Annotated in this window: 12 protein-coding genes; 2 read left to right on the top strand and 10 right to left on the bottom strand. The window is 61.3% G+C overall.

The window, feature by feature from the left end:
• Positions 1-26: 26 nt before the first annotated feature.
• The 8 genes from gltB to pilM all read right to left on the bottom strand — a co-directional run bounded on the left by gltB (position 27) and on the right by pilM (position 11,753).
• Positions 27-4,472: a glutamate synthase large subunit gene (gltB, locus tag HU759_RS02995; protein WP_169986593.1), complete on the bottom strand. Its 4,446-nt coding sequence runs from the start codon at positions 4,470-4,472 to the stop codon at positions 27-29.
• A gap of 354 nt (positions 4,473-4,826) precedes the next feature.
• Positions 4,827-6,395: an AAA family ATPase gene (locus HU759_RS02990; RefSeq protein ID WP_017138565.1), complete on the bottom strand. Its 1,569-nt coding sequence runs from the start codon at positions 6,393-6,395 to the stop codon at positions 4,827-4,829.
• 10 nt (positions 6,396-6,405) lie between these two features.
• Positions 6,406-7,506 (bottom strand): 3-dehydroquinate synthase, encoded by a 1,101-nt coding sequence (aroB, locus tag HU759_RS02985; protein ID WP_186618467.1) that lies wholly within the window; start codon positions 7,504-7,506, stop codon positions 6,406-6,408.
• A 123-nt stretch (positions 7,507-7,629) separates the two neighbouring features.
• Positions 7,630-8,148 (bottom strand): shikimate kinase AroK, encoded by a 519-nt coding sequence (gene aroK / locus HU759_RS02980; RefSeq protein ID WP_017138567.1) that lies wholly within the window; start codon positions 8,146-8,148, stop codon positions 7,630-7,632.
• Positions 8,149-8,152: 4 nt separating this feature from the next.
• A complete protein-coding gene (locus HU759_RS02975; RefSeq protein ID WP_017138568.1) occupies positions 8,153-9,481 on the bottom strand; it encodes a type IV pilus secretin PilQ family protein in 1,329 nt (442 codons plus the stop codon).
• A gap of 69 nt (positions 9,482-9,550) precedes the next feature.
• Positions 9,551-10,552, bottom strand: coding sequence for a pilus assembly protein PilP (locus HU759_RS02970; RefSeq protein ID WP_186618465.1), 1,002 nt, complete (start codon positions 10,550-10,552; stop codon positions 9,551-9,553).
• Positions 10,549-11,100 (bottom strand): PilN domain-containing protein, encoded by a 552-nt coding sequence (locus HU759_RS02965; protein ID WP_170039053.1) that lies wholly within the window; start codon positions 11,098-11,100, stop codon positions 10,549-10,551. The genes HU759_RS02970 and HU759_RS02965 overlap by 4 nt, the downstream gene beginning before the upstream one ends.
• Complete coding sequence (gene pilM, locus HU759_RS02960; RefSeq protein ID WP_099548046.1) at positions 11,097-11,753, bottom strand: type IV pilus assembly protein PilM; 657 nt, start codon at positions 11,751-11,753, stop codon at positions 11,097-11,099. Before pilM ends, HU759_RS02965 begins: the two co-directional genes overlap by 4 nt.
• A gap of 216 nt (positions 11,754-11,969) precedes the next feature.
• Here pilM and HU759_RS02955 point away from each other — a divergent pair, with 216 nt between their 5' ends.
• Positions 11,970-14,435, top strand: a complete 2,466-nt coding sequence (locus HU759_RS02955; RefSeq protein ID WP_176991728.1) for a penicillin-binding protein 1A — start codon at positions 11,970-11,972, stop codon at positions 14,433-14,435.
• Between the two features lie 448 nt (positions 14,436-14,883).
• Here the strand turns inward: HU759_RS02955 and HU759_RS02950 are convergent, their stop codons facing one another.
• Positions 14,884-16,152: a malic enzyme-like NAD(P)-binding protein gene (locus HU759_RS02950; RefSeq protein WP_099548044.1), complete on the bottom strand. Its 1,269-nt coding sequence runs from the start codon at positions 16,150-16,152 to the stop codon at positions 14,884-14,886.
• A 288-nt stretch (positions 16,153-16,440) separates the two neighbouring features.
• A complete protein-coding gene (gene rpmE / locus HU759_RS02945) occupies positions 16,441-16,668 on the bottom strand; it encodes a 50S ribosomal protein L31 (protein ID WP_017138574.1) in 228 nt (75 codons plus the stop codon).
• A 339-nt stretch (positions 16,669-17,007) separates the two neighbouring features.
• Here rpmE and HU759_RS02940 point away from each other — a divergent pair, with 339 nt between their 5' ends.
• Positions 17,008-19,227 (top strand): primosomal protein N', encoded by a 2,220-nt coding sequence (locus tag HU759_RS02940; protein ID WP_186617947.1) that lies wholly within the window; start codon positions 17,008-17,010, stop codon positions 19,225-19,227.
• The last annotated feature ends 19 nt before the right edge of the window (positions 19,228-19,246 follow it).

Genomic DNA, 19,246 nt, shown 5'->3' with positions numbered 1-19,246 from the left:
ACCTCATCAAACTCTTCAGGCGCATATCACTGCGGGTTGGCACGGATGCTGGAAAGCAACGATTTCAGGTTGGCAGCCTTGGGCTTGACCAGCCAGAAACGACGCAGGTAATCATCGAGGTTTTCGGCGAGGTTACGGCCCCATTCGCTGCCGGTCTCCTCGACGTACTCGTCCAGCACGTGCTGCAAGTGGTTCCGGTAGGACTCCATGGCTTCGCCGCTGATCCGCTGGATCTCGACCAACTCGTGGTTGACCTTGTCGACGAAGGTGTTGTCCTGGTCAAGCACGTAGGCGAAACCGCCGGTCATGCCCGAGCCGAAGTTGTAACCGGTCTTGCCCAGTACCGCGACAAAGCCACCGGTCATGTACTCGCAGCAGTGATCGCCAGTGCCTTCCACCACGGTGTGGGCACCGGAGTTACGCACGGCGAAACGCTCACCGGCAGTACCGGCAGCGAACAGCTTGCCACCGGTGGCACCGTACAAGCAGGTGTTGCCGATGATGGCACTGTCCTGAGTCTTGTAGATGCTGCCTTTAGGCGGAACGATCACCAGCTTGCCGCCGGTCATGCCCTTGCCCACGTAGTCGTTGGCGTCACCTTCGAGGTACATGTGCAGGCCGCCGGCGTTCCACACGCCAAAGCTCTGGCCGGCTGTGCCGTTGAAGCGGAAGGTGATCGGCGCTTTCGCCATGCCTTGGTTGCCGTGCTTGCGCGCGATTTCGCCGGAGATGCGTGCGCCGATCGAGCGGTCGCAGTTGCAGATATCCAGGGCAAAGTCGCCACCGCTGGCGTCATTGATCGAGGAACTGGCCATTTCGACCATCTTCTCGGCCAGCAGGCCCTTGTCGAACGGCGGGTTGCGGTCCACTTGGCAGAATTGTGGCTTGTCTGCCGGGATGTGATCGCTGCCCAACAGCGGCGTCAGGTCCAGATGGTTCTGCTTGGCGGTCTGGCCTTCGAGGATGTCGAGCAGGTCGGTACGGCCGATCAGCTCTTCCAGCGAACGCACGCCCAGCTTGGCCAGCCACTCACGGGTTTCTTCGGCGACGTAGGTGAAGAAGTTCACCACCATGTCGACGGTGCCGATGTAGTGATCCTTGCGCAGCTTCTCGTTCTGAGTGGCGACGCCGGTGGCGCAGTTGTTCAGGTGGCAGATGCGCAGGTATTTGCAGCCCAGGGCGATCATTGGCGCAGTACCGAAGCCGAAGCTTTCGGCGCCAAGGATCGCGGCCTTGATCACGTCGAGGCCGGTTTTCAGGCCGCCATCGGTCTGCACCCGCACCTTGCCGCGCAGGTCGTTGCCGCGCAGGGTCTGGTGGGTTTCAGCCAGGCCGAGTTCCCACGGTGCGCCAGCGTACTTGATGGAAGTCAGCGGCGAAGCGCCGGTGCCGCCGTCATAGCCGGAGATGGTGATCAGGTCGGCATAGGCCTTGGCCACACCAGCGGCGATGGTGCCGACGCCAGCTTCTGCTACCAGTTTCACCGAAACCAATGCCTGCGGGTTGACTTGTTTCAAGTCGAAAATCAGCTGCGACAAGTCTTCAATCGAATAGATGTCGTGGTGCGGCGGCGGCGAAATCAGGGTGACGCCCGGCACTGCGTAACGCAGCTTGGCGATCAGACCGTTGACCTTGCCGCCTGGCAGCTGGCCGCCTTCGCCGGGCTTGGCGCCCTGGGCGACTTTGATCTGCAGCACTTCGGCGTTGACCAGGTATTCCGGCGTTACACCGAAACGACCCGTCGCCACTTGCTTGATTTTCGAGCTCTTGATGGTGCCGTAGCGCGCCGGGTCTTCGCCGCCTTCGCCGGAGTTGGAACGCGCACCCAGGCGGTTCATGGCTTCGGCCAGGGCTTCGTGAGCCTCGGGCGACAAGGCGCCCAAAGAGATACCGGCGGAGTCGAAGCGCTTGAGGATCGATTCCAATGGCTCGATTTCACTGATGGCCAGCGGCGTGTCCAGGGTTTTCACCTTGAACAGGTCACGGATCATCGACACCGGGCGGTTATCCACCAGCGCGGTGTATTCCTTGAACTTGGCGTAGTCGCCCTGCTGCACGGCGGCTTGCAGGGTGTTGACCACGTCCGGGTTGTACGCGTGGTATTCGCCACCGTGTACGAACTTCAGCAGGCCGCCTTGCTGGATCGGCTTGCGCGCGCTCCAGGCTTCGGCTGCCAGAGCTTTCTGTTCGGCTTCGATATCGACGAAACGTGCGCCCTTGATACGGCTTGGCACACCACGGAAGCTCAGCTCGCAAACCTCTTCGGACAGGCCGATGGCTTCGAACAGCTGTGCGCCACGGTAAGACGTGACGGTGGAGATGCCCATCTTCGACAGGATCTTCAGCAAGCCCTTGGTGATGCCCTTACGGTAGTTCTTGAACACCTCATAGAGGTCGCCCAGTACTTCACCGGTACGGATCAAATCACCCAGCACTTCGTAGGCCAGGAACGGGTAAACCGCCGAGGCGCCGAAACCGATCAACACTGCGAAGTGATGCGGGTCGCGGGCAGTAGCCGTTTCCACGAGGATGTTGGAGTCGCAACGCAGGCCTTTTTCGGTCAGGCGATGGTGCACCGCGCCGGTGGCCAAGGAGGCGTGGATCGGCAGCTTGCCTGGCGCGATGTGACGGTCGGTCAGCACGATCTGGGTACGACCGGCGCGCACAGCCTCTTCGGCCTGATCGGCGACGTTGCGCACAGCGGCTTCAAGGCCGAGGCTCTCGTCGTAGTTCAGGTCGATGATCTGGCGGTCGAAACCTGGACGCTCCAGGGTCATCAACGAGCGCCATTTGGCCGGGGAAATGACCGGCGAGCTGAGGATCACACGGGAGGCGTGCTCAGGCGACTCCTGGAAGATGTTGCGCTCGGCACCGAGGCACACTTCCAGCGACATCACGATGGCTTCACGCAGCGGGTCGATCGGCGGGTTGGTCACCTGGGCGAACTGCTGGCGGAAATAGTCATACGGCGTGCGCACGCGCTGGGACAGCACGGCCATTGGCGTGTCATCGCCCATGGAGCCGACCGCCTCATAGCCTTGCTCACCGAGCGGGCGCAGCACTTGGTCGCGCTCTTCGAACGTGACCTGGTACATCTTCATGTACTGCTTGAGCTGGTCGACGTCATAGAAAGCCGAACCGTGGTCGTTGTCTTCCATGGTCGCCTGGATGCGCAGGGCGTTCTTGCGCAGCCATTGCTTGTACGGGTGACGCGACTTCAAGCGGTTGTCGATGGCGTCGGTGTCGAGGATCTGCCCGGTTTCGGTGTCCACGGCCAGGATCTGGCCCGGGCCTACACGGCCTTTGGCGATCACGTCTTCAGGCTTGTAGTCCCACACGCCGATTTCCGACGCCAGGGTGATGAAGCCGTTGGTGGTGGTCACCCAACGCGCCGGGCGCAGGCCGTTACGGTCGAGCAGGCACACCGCGTAGCGGCCGTCGGTCATCACCACGCCGGCCGGGCCGTCCCACGGCTCCATGTGCATCGAGTTGTACTCGTAGAACGCACGCAGGTCCGGGTCCATGGTCTCGACGTTCTGCCACGCAGGCGGAATGATCATGCGCACGCCACGGAACAGGTCAATGCCGCCGGTGACCATCAATTCGAGCATGTTGTCCATGCTGGAGGAGTCGGAACCCACGCGGTTAACCAGCGGGCCGAGCTCTTCGAGGTCCATCAAATCGTTGGCGAACTTGGTGCGACGGGCCACGGCCCAGTTGCGGTTGCCGGTGATGGTGTTGATCTCGCCGTTGTGGGCGAGAAAGCGGAATGGCTGAGCCAGCGGCCATTTTGGCAGGGTGTTGGTGGAGAAGCGCTGGTGGAACACGCAGATTGCGGTTTGCAGGCGCTCGTCGCTCAGGTCTGGATAGAAGGCGGTCAAATCCGCCGGCATCATCAGGCCTTTATAAATGATGGTCTTGTGCGAAAAGCTGCAGATGTAGTGGTCGGTGTCGGCGGCGTTGGACACCGATGAACGACGACGCGAGGTAAACAGCTTGATCGCCATGTCCTGATCGCTGAGGCCATCGCCTGCGATGAACACTTGTTCGATCTGCGGCAGGCGCTCCAGGGCCAGGCGGCCGAGCACGCTGGTGTCGATCGGCACTTTGCGCCAGCCCACCAGTTGCAGGCCAGCAGCCAGGATCTCGCGGTTCATGTTCTCGCGAGCGGCCTCGGCTTTTACCGGGTCCTGATTGAAAAACACCATGCCCACGGCGTACTGCTTGGGCAGGTCGACAGCAAATTGCTCTTTTGCGACAGCGCGCAGGAACTGGTCGGGTTTTTGAATCAGCAATCCGCAACCGTCACCGGTCTTGCCGTCGGCGTTGATCCCACCGCGGTGGGTCATGCAGGTCAGGGCCTCGATGGCCGTTTGCAAAAGGGTATGACTGGGCTCGCCCTGCATGTGGGCTATCAGGCCGAAACCGCAGTTATCCTTGAATTCATCGGGTTGGTACAGACCTGCTTTCATAGACACTTTCTCACCAGGCTGCCTCTTATATCGAGGCAAATTTCTTTTCAATTCAACCGGTTACCTTCCACGCCGAACGTACGCCGGCTTAGCGGGGGCAAAAGGGAGGTCATTGTACACACCGACACGAACGCTCACAAATTTAGCGACGAAATGTCGCAAATCTATGTCGCATTTATGAAAGGTTTAAAGCGATATGCTGTGCTAGTCAAAACTTTTTTAATTCTGACCGCTACGACTCAAAAGCTACTGTGACGCAGACACCGCAGGGCGCGCGGCCTTGAGGGCAGCACGCACTTGCGGTTTTAATTTTGAGGTGCCGGGAGAGGCGGCCTGGGTAAGGCCGCCGAATCTTCAGCGACTTGTTGCGAGTTCTTGTTGAACGCTGGCAACAGTGCGAGGCCAAGGTTTACCAGCCTGAACCTTCGCTGGCAAGGCTTTGATAGCGGAATCAGCTGCTGCACGGCTTGGGAAGCTGCCGTAGGTGATCACGTAGAGAGGCTTGCCGTTGAGCACTTTCTTGAAATAACGGTACTGGCCGCCCTGCTCTTTCACAAACGCCTGGGCGTTGGCTTCGGAGCTGGTGCCCAGGATCTGCACGACGAAATTACCGGTTGGCTGGCTGGTGTACCAGCTGCTGCCGGCGGCGGCAGGGGCAGCGGCCTTGGCAACAGCGGCAGGTTTTTCAGCAGGCTTGGCGGCCGGTGCCGGCTTGGCCACTGGCGCAGGCGCGACAGGCTTGGCAACCGGGGCAGGCTTGGCAGTGGCAACGGTCGGCGCTGGCGTCGGCTTGGCAACTGGAGCGGCTGCCGGGCCAGCCGGAACGCCGGCAGGCGGTGCGGTGGTGGTTACGGTTGGCGGCGTGGCGCTGGAGCCTTCCACCGGCACACCGTCGTCACCTTCGGAGATACCACCGGCGGCTTCAGCGAGCGGGCCGCGCATGACTGGCTGGCCGACCATCGGCAGGTTGGTCGGTTGGCCGGAGTTGGCGAATTCGACATTTGGCGTGGGCTTGCCCAGTGGCAACTGCGCCTGTTCGGTTGGCGCGCCGGCGGTGGCGGGTGCCTTGCTGCGACCCGGGATCAACCAGGCAGCAGCGACAGCGACCACGACCACGGCAGAAATCGCCAATACGTGCTTCTTAGGCATAGTAAACCCCATCTTTGGACGCTTAACCGCAGAGCGGCTGGCAATCATGGCTTCGATCAAGGCATCGCGGGCAACCTGGTTGATGGTGCCAGGCCAGCCGCCTGCGCTTTCGTGAATATCAGAGATCTGATTTGCCGTGAAAAGTTCGATACCGGCACCGGCGCCTTCGAGGCGTTGAGCCAGGTATTCGCGGGTTTCTTCCTCTTCGTACGGCTGCAATTCGATGACGTGAAACAGCTCCTGCTCACCGCTGATCTGCTCCAGATCGGCGATCAAGGACGACTCACCAAACAGGAACACATGCGGGCGCCCTTCCGGCGTACCCGCCGCCAGCGCCAGCAGCGCTTCCAGGGCGGATTCGTCGAGCTGCTCGGCATCGTCCACCAGCAAGTAGACTTCCTGGCCGGTGAGGCCCAACTGCACAACCTGCTTGAGGATCGCGTTCGGCTCGGCATTGGCAACGTTCAGCGCCTGGGCCACTTGGCGCAGCACGCCGGCTGCATCACCGGCACCACGGGCCGATACCACCACGCTCTGTACCGATTGCTTGTTGGTGCTGGCAACCAGCGCCTGGCGCAGCAGGGTCTTGCCGCTGCCCAACGGGCCGGTCACAACCAGCAACAGTTGGCTGTAGCGCGCCAGGTGGTGCAACTGACCGAGCACCGGCTTGCGCTGGGCAGGGAAAAATTTGAAGCCAGGCACCCGTGGAGCAAAAGGGTCGTGGCTTAACTGGTAGTGGCCGAGGAACGCCTCGTCGGCATGCAAACTAGTCATCGGGATCTTATTAACCTTTAAGCTGGGCCAGGGCGCGGTAATCCGCTCCCAGCGTGGCCTGTAAAATCTCTTTCGGATAATCGTCGGTCACTACCGCTTCACCCATGTGGCGCAGCAGCACCAGTCGCAGGCGACCGTCGATCACTTTCTTGTCGATTGCCATATGTTCGAGGAAATCCGCCTCGGTCATCTCTTCCGGCGGAATAACCGGCAAGCCGGCGCGCTGGAACAGATGGATGCCGCGATCACGCTCCTGGGCGCTGATCCAGCCCAGGCGTTGCGACATTTCCAGTGCCATTACTGTGCCAGCCGCCACGGCTTCCCCGTGCAACCACACACCATAGCCCATGTGCGTTTCGATCGCATGGCCGAAGGTGTGGCCCAGGTTCAGGGTGGCGCGCACACCGGACTCCCGTTCGTCGGCATTCACCACCAGCGCCTTGGCGGCGCATGAACGGGAAATCGCTTCGGTCAGTGCCACCTGGTCCAGGGCACGCAGGGCGTCCATGTGTTCTTCGAGCCAGGTCAGGAACGGCTCGTCACAAATCAGCCCGTACTTGATGACCTCTGCCAGACCGGCCGACAGCTCGCGCGGCGGCAAGGTGTTGAGGGTCGCGGTGTCGATCAGCACGGCTTGTGGTTGATAGAACGCACCCACCATGTTCTTGCCCAGCGGGTGGTTGATGCCGGTCTTGCCGCCCACCGACGAATCGACCTGGGACAACAAGGTGGTCGGCACCTGGATAAAGTCCACGCCGCGCTGGTAGCACGCTGCGGCAAAGCCGGCCATGTCGCCGATCACGCCGCCGCCCAGGGCGACCACCGTGGTACGTCGGTCATGCCGTGCAGTCAGCAGGCCGTCAAAGATCAGTTGCAGGGTTTCCCAGTTCTTGTGGGCCTCGCCATCGGGCAGGATCACCGAAATCACCGCGTAGGCCGCAAGGCTGCGGCTCAGACGCTCAAGATACAGCGGCGCGACCGTTTCATTGGAGATGATCGCCACTTGCCGACCGGCAATATGCGGTGCGAGCAACTCGGGCAGGTCCAACAAACCTTCGCCAATATGGATTGGGTAGCTGCGCTCGCCTAGATCGACCTTAAGTGTCTGCATGTGTCCCCGCGTGAAGAAATATGTACGATCGGCAACGCTCGGAATTTCGTCGCCTGATGGCTCTGCGCCATACCCCGGAGGATGATGGCGCGCCGCCGAGAATAGCGCATTTCGGGCCTGGCTTTAACGGGGTGGCAATTGCTGCAAACGCTCAAGAATGTCGAGAACCACCATTCGAGGCGGCCGCTCATCGGTTTCGACCACCAGATCGGCGATTTCCCGATACAGCGGATCGCGCAGCGTGAGCAAGTCCCGCAAGGTTTTTGCCGGGTCTGCGGTGCGCAGCAATGGGCGATTGCGATCGCGGGCGGTACGCCCCACCTGCTGCTCGACCGATGCATGCAAATAAACCACGCGACCACCGGCATGCAGCGCCCGGCGGTTTTCATCGCGCATCACTGCACCGCCGCCGGTGGCCAATACCACGCCATCGCAGCCGCACAGCTCGGCAATCATCGCCTGCTCGCGGTCGCGAAAGCCCAGCTCGCCTTCCTTATCGAAGATCCATGGGATATTGGCACCCGTGCGCAATTCAATTTCCTTGTCGGAATCTTTGAACGGCAGGCGCAGCTCTTTGGCCAGCAAACGGCCGATGGTGCTTTTTCCAGCCCCCATCGGTCCTACAAGAATCAAATTTCGCACAGAATCAACGACTCACAGCAATCGCCTGGTTATTCATAATACGCGGAGTCAGGAATACCAGCAGCTCGGATTTTTTCTCCGCCAGCACATCGCGCCGGAAAAGGCGGCCAAGATACGGTACATCGCCCAAAAATGGCACTTTATCTACCACTTTGCTTTGCGTATTGGAGAAAACCCCGCCAATGACGATGGTCTCGCCATCCTTGACCCGCACCTTGGCGTTGACTTCGTTTTTCTTGATCGGCGGTACGTCGTTGAGCTTGTTCAGGTAGTCCGGCTCGTCCTTGGTAACCTTGACCTCCATAATCACCCAGCCATCCGGGGTGATTTGCGGGGTCACCTCCAACGACAGCGAGGCCTCCTTGAACGACACTGAGGTGGCGCCACGCGAGCTGGACTCCTGGTAAGGAATCTCGGTGCCCTTGAGGATGCGCGCGGTTTCCTTGTCGGAAGTGACCACCTTGGGCTGTGAGACGATTTCGCCGTTGCCGGTTTTTTCCATGGCCGTCAGTTCCAGGTCGAGCAACAGGTTGTCGGTAATAAAAGCGATGCCCAAGCCAGACGTACCGGCCAGCGAGCCCATATCGACAAACGGCGAGCTGGGCGGATTCTCCGGTGGCTCCGCACCCTCGGCCAACGGCTTGCTGATACCGCCCGCGCCCCAGTTGCCGCGATTGAGCCGCCCGCCCCAGCGCACGCCCAGGCTTTTGTCGTAATCGACATTAGCCTCGACAATCCGCGCCTCGATCATCACTTGGCGTACCGGTACATCCAGCTGCGCCACGATGCGCCGCAGCTCGTCAATTTGCTCGCGGGTCTGGTAGGCGATGATGTTATTGGTGCGATCATCCACCGCCACCGAGCCGCGCTCATCGGTAAAGCCGTCAACGCCTGTCACCGACTGGAACAACTTGGCCAGGTCCGCCGCCTTGGCGTAATTGACCTGCAACAGCTCGCGCCGCAAGGGCGCCAGCTCTTCCATCTGCTTGCGCGACTCCAGCGCCAGCAGCTCGCGGGCCGCCAATTCTTCGGCGGGTGCCACCAGCAAAACGCCGGCCTTCACGCGCTTATCCAAGCCTTTGGTTTGCAGCACCAGATCCAGCGCCTGGTCCCAGGGCACATCCTTGAGCCGCAAAGTGATCGAGCCTTGCACTTCATCACTGGCCACCAGATTAAGCCCGGCCACATCCGCAATTTGCTGCAACACGGCGCGCAATTCGATGTTCTGGAAGTTGAGGGTCAGCGTGTCGCCGTTGTAGGCGCCACTGGGAACCACGCTGCCAGGAGGCGGCAGCTGGATCAGATCGACGCGATTGGGCACAGCAAATGCCATCGGTGCCGTGAACGCTATCCATAGCGCCACACCGAAGGACGAGAAAGTCCTTTTCATTGTTTGATTCCGTTATGAGTTGACGTTTAAAACCAGGGTTCGCGAACGCGCAAGCCATGCGCCCTGTTCGTCCGGGAACAGTTCGACCAGTTCGATGTGGCCGGAATGAATGGCCGTGACCCGGCCATGGTTAGGCCCCAGGTAGTCGCCGACCGCCAGCCGGTGCACGCCAGAAGATGTGCGCAGCAGGGCGAATGTCTGCAGGCCATGGGGCAGTGCTTCGACCGACACTGCATCGATTGAAAGCGTGCCGACCATTTCGAACTGGTCGACAGCCAGGCCTTCCAGTGGGCCGCGCTTGCGCGCCAAGTCCGGCGCAAGAGCGGGTTGGCCCGGCATATGGTCGACCTGCGCCGCAGGCGGCTGGAACGGGTCACGCTGGGGCGCTGCCTCATAGACAAAGTGCGCCCCCTGCTCGACAGCCATTCCAGGCTTGCCGCGCGCGGACAGGCCACGGTAAGTCTTGGCCAGCAAATCAAGGCGCAATAACGCCCCTTCAGACCGAAGCACCACATCCTGCACAGTGACGATCCGCGGCAAATCACCCAGGGCAGTCACGAAGCTCGCCAGGTCGTGGTAGGCACCCAACACACCGACTTGTGCCGGCTCCTCGATGTAGTACGGCTGCGTCTGTTCATCCAGTACCGTGACACCTTCGACCACCAAACCGTTGGCCGCCGCCAGCCGCGCCATGTCTTCGAGCAAGCCCGGCATGTCCGATTCGCCGGGCAACTGCCGCAACAGCTCGGCAACCTGCGCCTGGGCTCCCTGGGCCTGATGGGCACGCACCTCAAGATCGGCGGCCAGGCTGGTCTTTTGCGTAAGTTGCTGTTGCAACATCAGCGTCTGCGCTTGCAACCCTTGCAACTGTTCACGTGCCGGAGCCAGCAGCCATCCATCGCCCACCACCCACACCAATCCCCCCAGCGCGCAGCCGAGCAGAAGCTTGGCCGGTAGGGGCCATTTGGCAGCGTTGTGAGAAAGCGTGGAAAAGTCGAGCCTGGGCAGGCTCAAGGCTGGGCCTCGGTGGATTCCCCTTGGCGCACCATCAACTGGAATTCGTTGCCTCCGCCTTGGCCTTGCGCACGCACGTGCTGCAGTCGGGTTGCGTGGGCACCTTCAGAGGCCTCGAGGCGGCGCATCAGTTGAGCGATATCCTGGCTGGACTCGGCACTGCCACTGACACTCACCGTATTGCCCTTGGCAACCACCTCATGCAGGTGCACCCCATCGGGCACGGCACGGGCGAGTTGGTCCAATAGCTGGGCGCCGGCCGAGCGAGATTCGTGCAGGTCCTGTACGACCTTCATTCGCGCGGCCAATTGCTGGCTCTGCTCCTGCAAGTCATCGATGGTCTTGAGGCGCGAGTCCTGGATGGCGACGTCTTTGTTGAGGTGGCTGTTGCGTGTCACTTGCCGGTCGATCGCCTGATCGATGACCTGGTTCGCCAGCCACACCGCCGCGAGTGCCACACCGGCGAACCCCAGCAGAAATAGCAGGAAGTATTTGCGCCGCCGTTCTGCCTGCGCCTGGCGCCAAGGCAAAAGATTGATTCGTGTCATCCAGCGAAACTCCTCAGGGCCAGCCCGCAAGCAATTCCCATCCCGTGGGCATCCACGGCCCATTGTGCGCCATCGACTCGATGGCCCGGCATGAAGCTGGCGAAATCCTGACGGCAAGCGCGCTCCAATGCAAACCCTTCGACGTCCACCACCCGCGCAACCAGCCCGGCCAGGGCCAAAACCGCTGCGCGGGCCTCGACCTGCTCCTTCAGGCACGCAGCCAGCACCACCTCGACCCGCGCCGAGTCCTGAGCTAAAGGGCCGCGCACCTGAAAATCGATGGCGACGTCATCCAGTGGGTAAGGGATGTACTGATCGGCTTCCATCTGGATCATCCAGGCCATCTCTTCGTCACTGAGCCCCGCCTCCATGTCGATCACCCGCGTGATAACCGATGGCCCCGATACCGCCACTGCCGCCTGCCGGACGGACGAGTGCAACCGGGACAATGCCTGCTGCAGTGCCTGCCCCACCCCTTCAAGGTCCAACAACGTGCCATCGACGACCGCATTGGCGGGCAGCCCCTGCGCGACGTATGCCTTGACGCTGTAGGCGCCGGCGGTGTGGTCCAGTTCAATCAGCTTGATTCCAGTGTCATTGATGTCGACGCCCAGCAGGGTGTCGGCTTTGCGCCTGAAAAATCCCTTTCTCATAAAACTCCCTAAAACTTTGCCTGTCATACCGCCTGATTGCCGCTGGGAATCGTGCATTCGGTCGACTTGTTTGGCCGCCACGAATGACGCCCCAGGCCGAAAATGCTTTAATGCCCAGCGTTTTTTCCCGCTTTTTCCTGCTGCTCGGGTCGATCCATCGTTTGCCATGCATGCCCCGACGCGTAACTCATTCTTTTCTCTGGAAATCCAAAAGCCTTGATTCGTCTGCTGAAGTTTTTCGGGTACTCCATTGTCGCGATCGTCTGCGGGCTGCTGCTCGTACTCAGCGGGGCCTACCTCTACCTTAGTCCGGGTTTGCCCTCAGTAGAGGCACTCAGAAGCATCCAGTTGCAGATTCCTTTGCGGGTCTACAGCAGCGATGAAAAACTGATCGCGGAGTTCGGCGAAATGCGCCGCACACCGATCCGTTTCGCCGACATTCCACCCAATTTCATCAACGCCCTGCTCTCGGCTGAAGACGATAATTTCGCCAACCACTACGGCGTCGACCCAGGCAGCCTGGTGCGCGCAGCCACCCAGCTGGTAAAAAGCGGACACATTCAATCTGGCGGCAGTACCATCACCATGCAGGTGGCGAAGAACTTTTTCCTCACCAGCGAGCGCAGTTTTTCGCGCAAGGCCACCGAAATTCTGTTGGCGCTGCAGATCGAACGTCAGCTGACCAAGGACGAAATCCTTGAGCTGTACGTCAACAAGATCTACCTGGGCAACCGCGCCTACGGGATCGAGGCGGCTTCGCAGGTGTACTACGGCAAGTCGATTCGTGACGCCAGCCTGGCGCAGATGGCAATGATCGCCGGCCTGCCCAAGGCGCCGTCGCGCTTCAACCCGCTGGCCAACCCGGCGCGCAGCAAGGAGCGTCGCGACTGGATCCTGGGGCGCATGTACAAGCTGGGCAAAATCGACCAGGCCGCCTACGAGAGCGCCGTGGCCGAGCCGCTGAACGCCAGCTACCACGTGCCGACTCCGGAAGTGAATGCGCCGTATATCGCTGAAATGGCACGTGCCGAGATGGTCGGCCGTTATGGCAGCGAGGCCTACACCGAAGGCTTCCGCGTGACCACGACCATTCCAAGCAACCTGCAGGAAATCGCCAATAACTCAGTACGCGACGGTTTGGTGACCTACGACCAGCGCCATGGCTACCGTGGCCCCGAATCGCGCCTGCCGGGCAAGACCCTGAGCGCCTGGACCACCGAGCTGGGTAAACAGCGCCCGATCAGCGGCCTGGAACCCGCCATCGTCACTCAGGTGAAGAAGGATGGCGTGCAAGTGCTCACCCGCAGCGGCGAAGGCCATGTGTCGTGGGACAGCATGAAATGGGCACGCCCGTTCCTGAACACCAACAGCATGGGCCCGATGCCCAAGCAGCCGTCGGACGTGGCGCAGGTCGGTGACTTGATCCGCGTGCAACGCCAGAAAGACGACAGCCTTAAATTCAGCCAAGTGCCTGTGGCCCAAGGCGCACTGGTGTCCCTGGACCCGCAGAACGGTGCAATCCGTGCGCTGGTCGGCGGCTTTGCCTTCGAGCAGAGCAACTACAACCGCGCCACCCAGGCCAAGCGCCAGCCGGGCTCGAGCTTCAAGCCGTTCGTCTACAGCGCCGCGCTGGATAACGGCTACACCGCCGCCAGCCTGGTCAACGACGCACCGATCGTGTTTGTCGACGAGTACCTGGACAAGGTCTGGCGCCCGAAGAACGACACCAATACCTTCCTCGGCCCGATCCGTATTCGCGAGGCGCTGTACAAGTCACGCAACCTGGTCTCGATCCGCCTGCTGCAGGCGATGGGCGTGGGCAAGACCATCGACTACATGACGCGTTTCGGTTTCGCCAAGTCGGACCTGCCACCGAACCTGTCCCTGGCGCTGGGCACCGCGACCCTCACGCCGATGGAAATTGCTACCGGCTGGAGCACCTTTGCCAACGGCGGCTACAAGATCACGCCGTACCTGATCGACAAGATCGAAAGCCGCAATGGCGACACGCTGTTCACCGCCAACCCGCCACGCGTGCCGGGCGACGTGGTAAACGGTGTGGCTGCACCCGATGGCATTGCAGCACCGAACAACGGCGGCATCACCATTGAGCCGACGCCAGGCGCAGCACCGACCGCCAATGCCGCCGTGCCCGCCGAGCCACAGGCACCAGCAGTGGCCGAGCGTGTGGTGGATGGTCGTACCACCTACATCCTCAACAGCATTCTGGAAGACGTGATCAAGAAAGGCACCGGCCGCCGCGCCCTGGCCTTGGGTCGCGCGGATATCGCCGGCAAGACCGGTACAACCAACGAGTCCAAGGATGCCTGGTTCTCCGGCTACAACGCCGACTACGTGACCACTGTGTGGACCGGCTACGACCAACCGGAAAGCCTGGGCCGCCGTGAGTTTGGTGGCACCGTCGCACTGCCGATCTGGATGAGCTACATGGGCGCGGCCTTGAAGGACAAGCCGCTGCATACCCAGGCTGAGCCGGAAGGTATTCTCAGCCTGCGGATAGACCCGGTCAGCGGCCGTGCGGCATCACCCAGCACGCCGAATGCGTACTTCGAGCTGTTCAAGAGCGAAGACACGCCGCCGTCGGTCAACGAGCTGGGCAACGGCGTTGCACCGGGCAGCCCACTGCCGGCGGATGAGGCGGCGCCGATCGATCTCTTCTAATGTGACACAGCTCCACTGTGGGAGCTGGCTTGCCTGCGATGGCCATAGGCATCTACACAACTTTTGAAGGCCGCCACTTTCTCCTGTGGCGAGCAGGCTTGTCCTGCGTTGGGCCGCGAAGCGGCCCCAAACCCTGACACTGAGTACTTTCAGGAAAATTGCAGCGCCTTTACTGGGGCCGCTTCGCAGCCCAACGCCGGCGGGGCGACGATTCGACAAGCCTGCTCGCCACAACAGCCCACCTGCCACAGACTTCGTGCTAACCGGCTGTGTAACCTATGCTGCGATGGCGGTGTATCAGCCACTGATTCACCCCCTGGTACACCGCCATCGCGGGCAAGCCCGGCTCCCACAGGGTTTACCTGGCGCCTGAAGACCGTATTCATCAGCCACAAAAAAAGCCCCGACTCGCAAGAGCCGGGGCTTTTTGTTGGTGCGCTACAACGGCTTAGCCGTTGAACACATCATCCACGCTTTTCAGCGGGTAGTGCTTCGGATACGGCAGGGTAGCCACACCGGTCTCGATCGCGGCTTTGGCCACGGCATCCGAGATCAGGGTGATCAGGCGCTTATCCATTGGTTTCGGGATGATGTACTCACGACCGAATGCCAGTGGGGCACCACCGTAGGCATCGCAGACATCCTGAGGTACCGGCAGCTTGGCCAGTTCACGCAGGGCGTTGGCGGCAGCCACTTTCATCTCTTCGTTGATGCGCTTGGCGCGAACGTCCAGGGCACCACGGAAGATGAACGGGAAGCCCAACACGTTGTTGACCTGGTTCGGGTAGTCCGAACGGCCGGTGGCCATGATCACGTCGTTGCGAGTGGCGTGGGCCAGCTCAGGCGAGATCTCCGGGTCCGGGTTGGAGCAGGCGAACACGATCGGGTTGGCCGCCATGGACTTCAGGCCTTCGGCGCTCAGCAGGTTCGGGCCGGACAGGCCAACGAACACGTCGGCACCGTCGAGGGCGTCAGCCAGGGTGCGCTTGTCGGTAGCGTGGGCAAACATCGCCTTGTACTGGTTCAGGTCGGTACGCTCGGACTGAACAACGCCCTTGCTGTCGACCATGAAGATGTTTTCCAGCTTGGCGCCCATGCTCACCAGCAACTTCATGCAGGAGATGGCCGCAGCACCAGCGCCCAGGCAGACGATCTGGGCGTCAGCCAGGGTTTTGCCAGCGATTTCCAGGGCGTTGATCATGCCGGCCGCAGTAACGATCGCGGTGCCGTGCTGGTCATCGTGGAATACCGGAATGTCGCACTGTTCGATCAGGGCCTTTTCGATCTCGAAGCACTCAGGTGCCTTGATGTCTTCCAGGTTGATGCCACCGAAAGTGATGGAGATGCGCTTTACAGTGTCGATGAAAGCTTGCGGGCTTTCGGAATCGACTTCGATGTCGAAAACGTCGATGCCGGCAAAGCGCTTGAACAGCACGCCCTTACCTTCCATTACTGGCTTGGAAGCCAATGGGCCGAGGTTGCCCAGGCCGAGAATCGCGGTGCCATCGGAAATCACTGCAACCAGGTTGCCTTTGCCGGTGTACTTGTACGCCAGTTCAGGGTCGCGGGCGATTTCACGTACGGGCTCGGCAACGCCAGGGCTGTAGGCCAGCGACAAGTCGCGGGCAGTGGCAGTGGCTTTGGTGAGCTCTACACTCAGCTTTCCTGGACGAGGATGGGCGTGATATTCGAGAGCGGCAGTTTTCAAATCAGACATATCGGCATTCCGCTTTTACTGTTGGTCGACGGACCGCCGAGGATACGCGTGTGAGAAAGTCCCCACAAGACTGGTCAGTCACTGCCGTCAAGGGCCGCGCACTACGACTTTCGGCCAAGAGCCACGGGATACAAGGGCTTAACTGTTCACAATTACGATAAAAAATGTCTACAATTATTTTATTAAAATCGCTTTGAGTGCAGCACGGTCAAATCGCAGGCACAAAAAAGGCGCCCACAAGGGGCGCCTTTTTCAACAGCTTGCAAAAACCCTGGGGGCTTTTGAGCCTTACTCTGCAGCAGCAGGCTTCTTGCCGAAAGCACCAAAGCGATCTGCGAAGCGCTGTACACGGCCGCCGGTGTCCAGAGTTTTCTGCTTACCGGTGTAGAACGGGTGGCACTCGTTGCATACGTCAGTACCCAGTGGCTTGCACAGGTTCGAACGCGTTTCGAACTTGTTGCCGCAGCTGCAGGTTACTTCGATAGTTTCGTACGCTGGATGGATATCGGCTTTCATGGTGACTTCCTCGGGCTAGCGTGCCGCCACTCGACACTATTGTCGAATACCGCACGTAATTAGGCCGCGGATTCTACCAGACCTTTTTAAACGCGCAAGCGGCGCCTCCCGTGCTTTGCCTACATAAAAGCCCCTTTCATCAGAAAAACCCAACTCACCACCGCCTATCTGCAAGGCCGCACTTTTTTGTGGCGAGCAGGCTTGCCCTGCGCAGGGCAAGCCTGCTCGCCACAACAAGCCCGGCGCCCACAGAAGTGCCGCAAGACAGGACACCCACACCGCAGGTCTGCTAGGCTCCCGCCCCTGCGCCACTGCCTGCCTTTAGATGAGACTCCCCGCGTGCCCGACGCCATTTTGCGCCTAGCCCTGCCCTCGCCCCTGCGCCGCCTGTTCGACTACCGAGCCCCGGCCGGCGTGTTGCGGGCGCAGTTGCAGCCGGGCATGCGCGTGCGCGTGCCGTTTGGCCGTCGCGAGATGATCGGCATCCTGATCGAGGTGGCCGACCACAGCGAAGTCCCCGCCGAAAAGCTCAAGCCGGCCCTGGCCATCCTCGACGCTACACCGCCGCTGCCGCCCGCGCTGTTCAAGTTATGCCTGTGGACCGCACAGTATTACCAGCACAGCCTCGGCGATACCCTGAGCTGGGCGCTGCCGGTGCTGTTGCGCCAGGGCGAACTGGCTGAAGCACGCCAGGAGCGTTTCTGGTCGATGGTGCCCGGCGCGCGCCTGGATGACCCACGCATCGCCCGCGCGCCACGCCAACGCGAAGCCCTCGCGACCCTGGCCCAACACCCCCATGGCGTGGCCCACCAGCTGTTAAGCAAGCTGATGCTGAGCAAAGACAGCCTCGACTTGCTGCTGGCAAAGGGCTTGGTGCAGGTGGAAATCCGCAAGCACGCGCCGGACCCGCGCCATGACCACTGGCTGGCTCAGCCGGAATTGCCGCTGAACCCCGAGCAACGCGCCGCCTATGAAGCCATTCGCGCCGGTTTCGACAGCTTCCATGCCTTCCTGCTCGCCGGCGTCACCGGCAGCGGCAAGACCGAAGTGTATTTGCAACTGATCCGCGAAACCCTGCAAGCCGGCAAGCAGGCACTGGTGTTGATCCCGGAGATCAACCTCGGCCCGCAAACCCTGGCGCGTTTCGAGCAACGTTTTAACGCGCGCATCGCGCTGGTGCATTCGGCGGTCAACGACCGCGAGCGCCTGGAAGCCTGGCTGGCGGCGCGGGACGGCGAGGCCGACATTATTATCGGCACCCGCTCGGCACTGTTCACGCCGATGAAAAACCCCGGGCTGATCATCATCGACGAGGAGCACGACGGCTCCTATAAACAGCAGGAAGGCCTGCGCTACCACGCACGCGACCTGGCGCTGGTACGCGCGCGCCAGGAAGACATCCCGATTGTGCTCGGCTCGGCTACACCGTCCCTGGAAAGCCTGCACAACGCCTACACCGGCCGTTATGGCCTGCTGCGCCTCAACGAGCGCGCCGGCGGCGCCAAGCAACCACGGTTTCTGCGCCTGGATGTAAAAAGCCGCCCACTGGACAGCGGCATTTCCGGGCCGATGCAGCAAGCCATCGGCCAAACCCTCGCCGCCGGCCAGCAAGTCCTGGTGTTTCTTAACCGTAGGGGCTTTGCGCCGACGCTGCTGTGCCACGACTGCGGCTGGATGTCCGAGTGCGAACGCTGCGATGCGCGCATGACCGTACACCAGCGCCACGGCGAGCTGCGCTGCCACCACTGCGGCCATGTGGAGCGCGTGCCGCGCCACTGCCCACAATGCGGCAAAGTGGATTTGCGCCCCGTGGGTGCGGGCACCGAGCGTGCCGAGGAGCGCCTGGGCATTCTGTTTCCGGATTACCCGGTGCTGCGCGTCGACCGCGACAGCACCTCGCGCAAAGACGCGATGAACCAGCTGTTCGCGACCATTCAGAAAGGCCAGCCGTGCATCCTGATCGGCACGCAGATGCTCGCCAAAGGGCACCACTTCCCACGGGTAACGCTGGTGTCGATCCTGGACGCCGACGGTGGTTTGTTCTCCGGCGACTTCCGCGCCAGCGAACGCATGGCGCAACTGATCGTGCAGGTGGCAGGCCGTGCCGGGCGCGCCGAAGAGCCGGGCAAGGTGATTATCCAGACGCATCTGGCCGACCACCCCTTGCTGATTCAACTGACAGAACAGGGCTACTTCGCTTTCGCCGAACAGGCCCTGAGCGAACGCCGCTCCGCCGGCCTGCCGCCGTTTGCACACCTGGCACTGTTGCGCGCCGAAGCGCACAAGCCAGGGCAGGCCGAAAATTTTCTCGACGAGGCATGCAGCGCCGCCGAACGTTTGCTCGGTGAGTTGAGTCTGGCCGGCATCGAATTGCTCGGCCCAGTCCCCGCGCCGATGGAGCGGCGCGCCGGGCGATATCGCGCTCAGCTACTCTTGCAGGCAACGTCCCGTGCACCGATGCATCGACTATTAAATAGCTGGATGCTTGCCCTGGAGCAAATGCCCAGCGCCCGCCAAGTGCGATGGTCGTTGGATGTGGATCCGGTAGACCTGTATTGATTGCGAAATCGCTATCGCA

It is taken from the genome of Pseudomonas sp. OE 28.3, from assembly GCF_014268205.2.
GTDB lineage: Bacteria > Pseudomonadota > Gammaproteobacteria > Pseudomonadales > Pseudomonadaceae > Aquipseudomonas > Aquipseudomonas edaphica.
The sequence above is the reverse complement of the archived record's forward strand: the minus strand, read 5'-3'. Positions and strand labels throughout refer to the sequence as shown.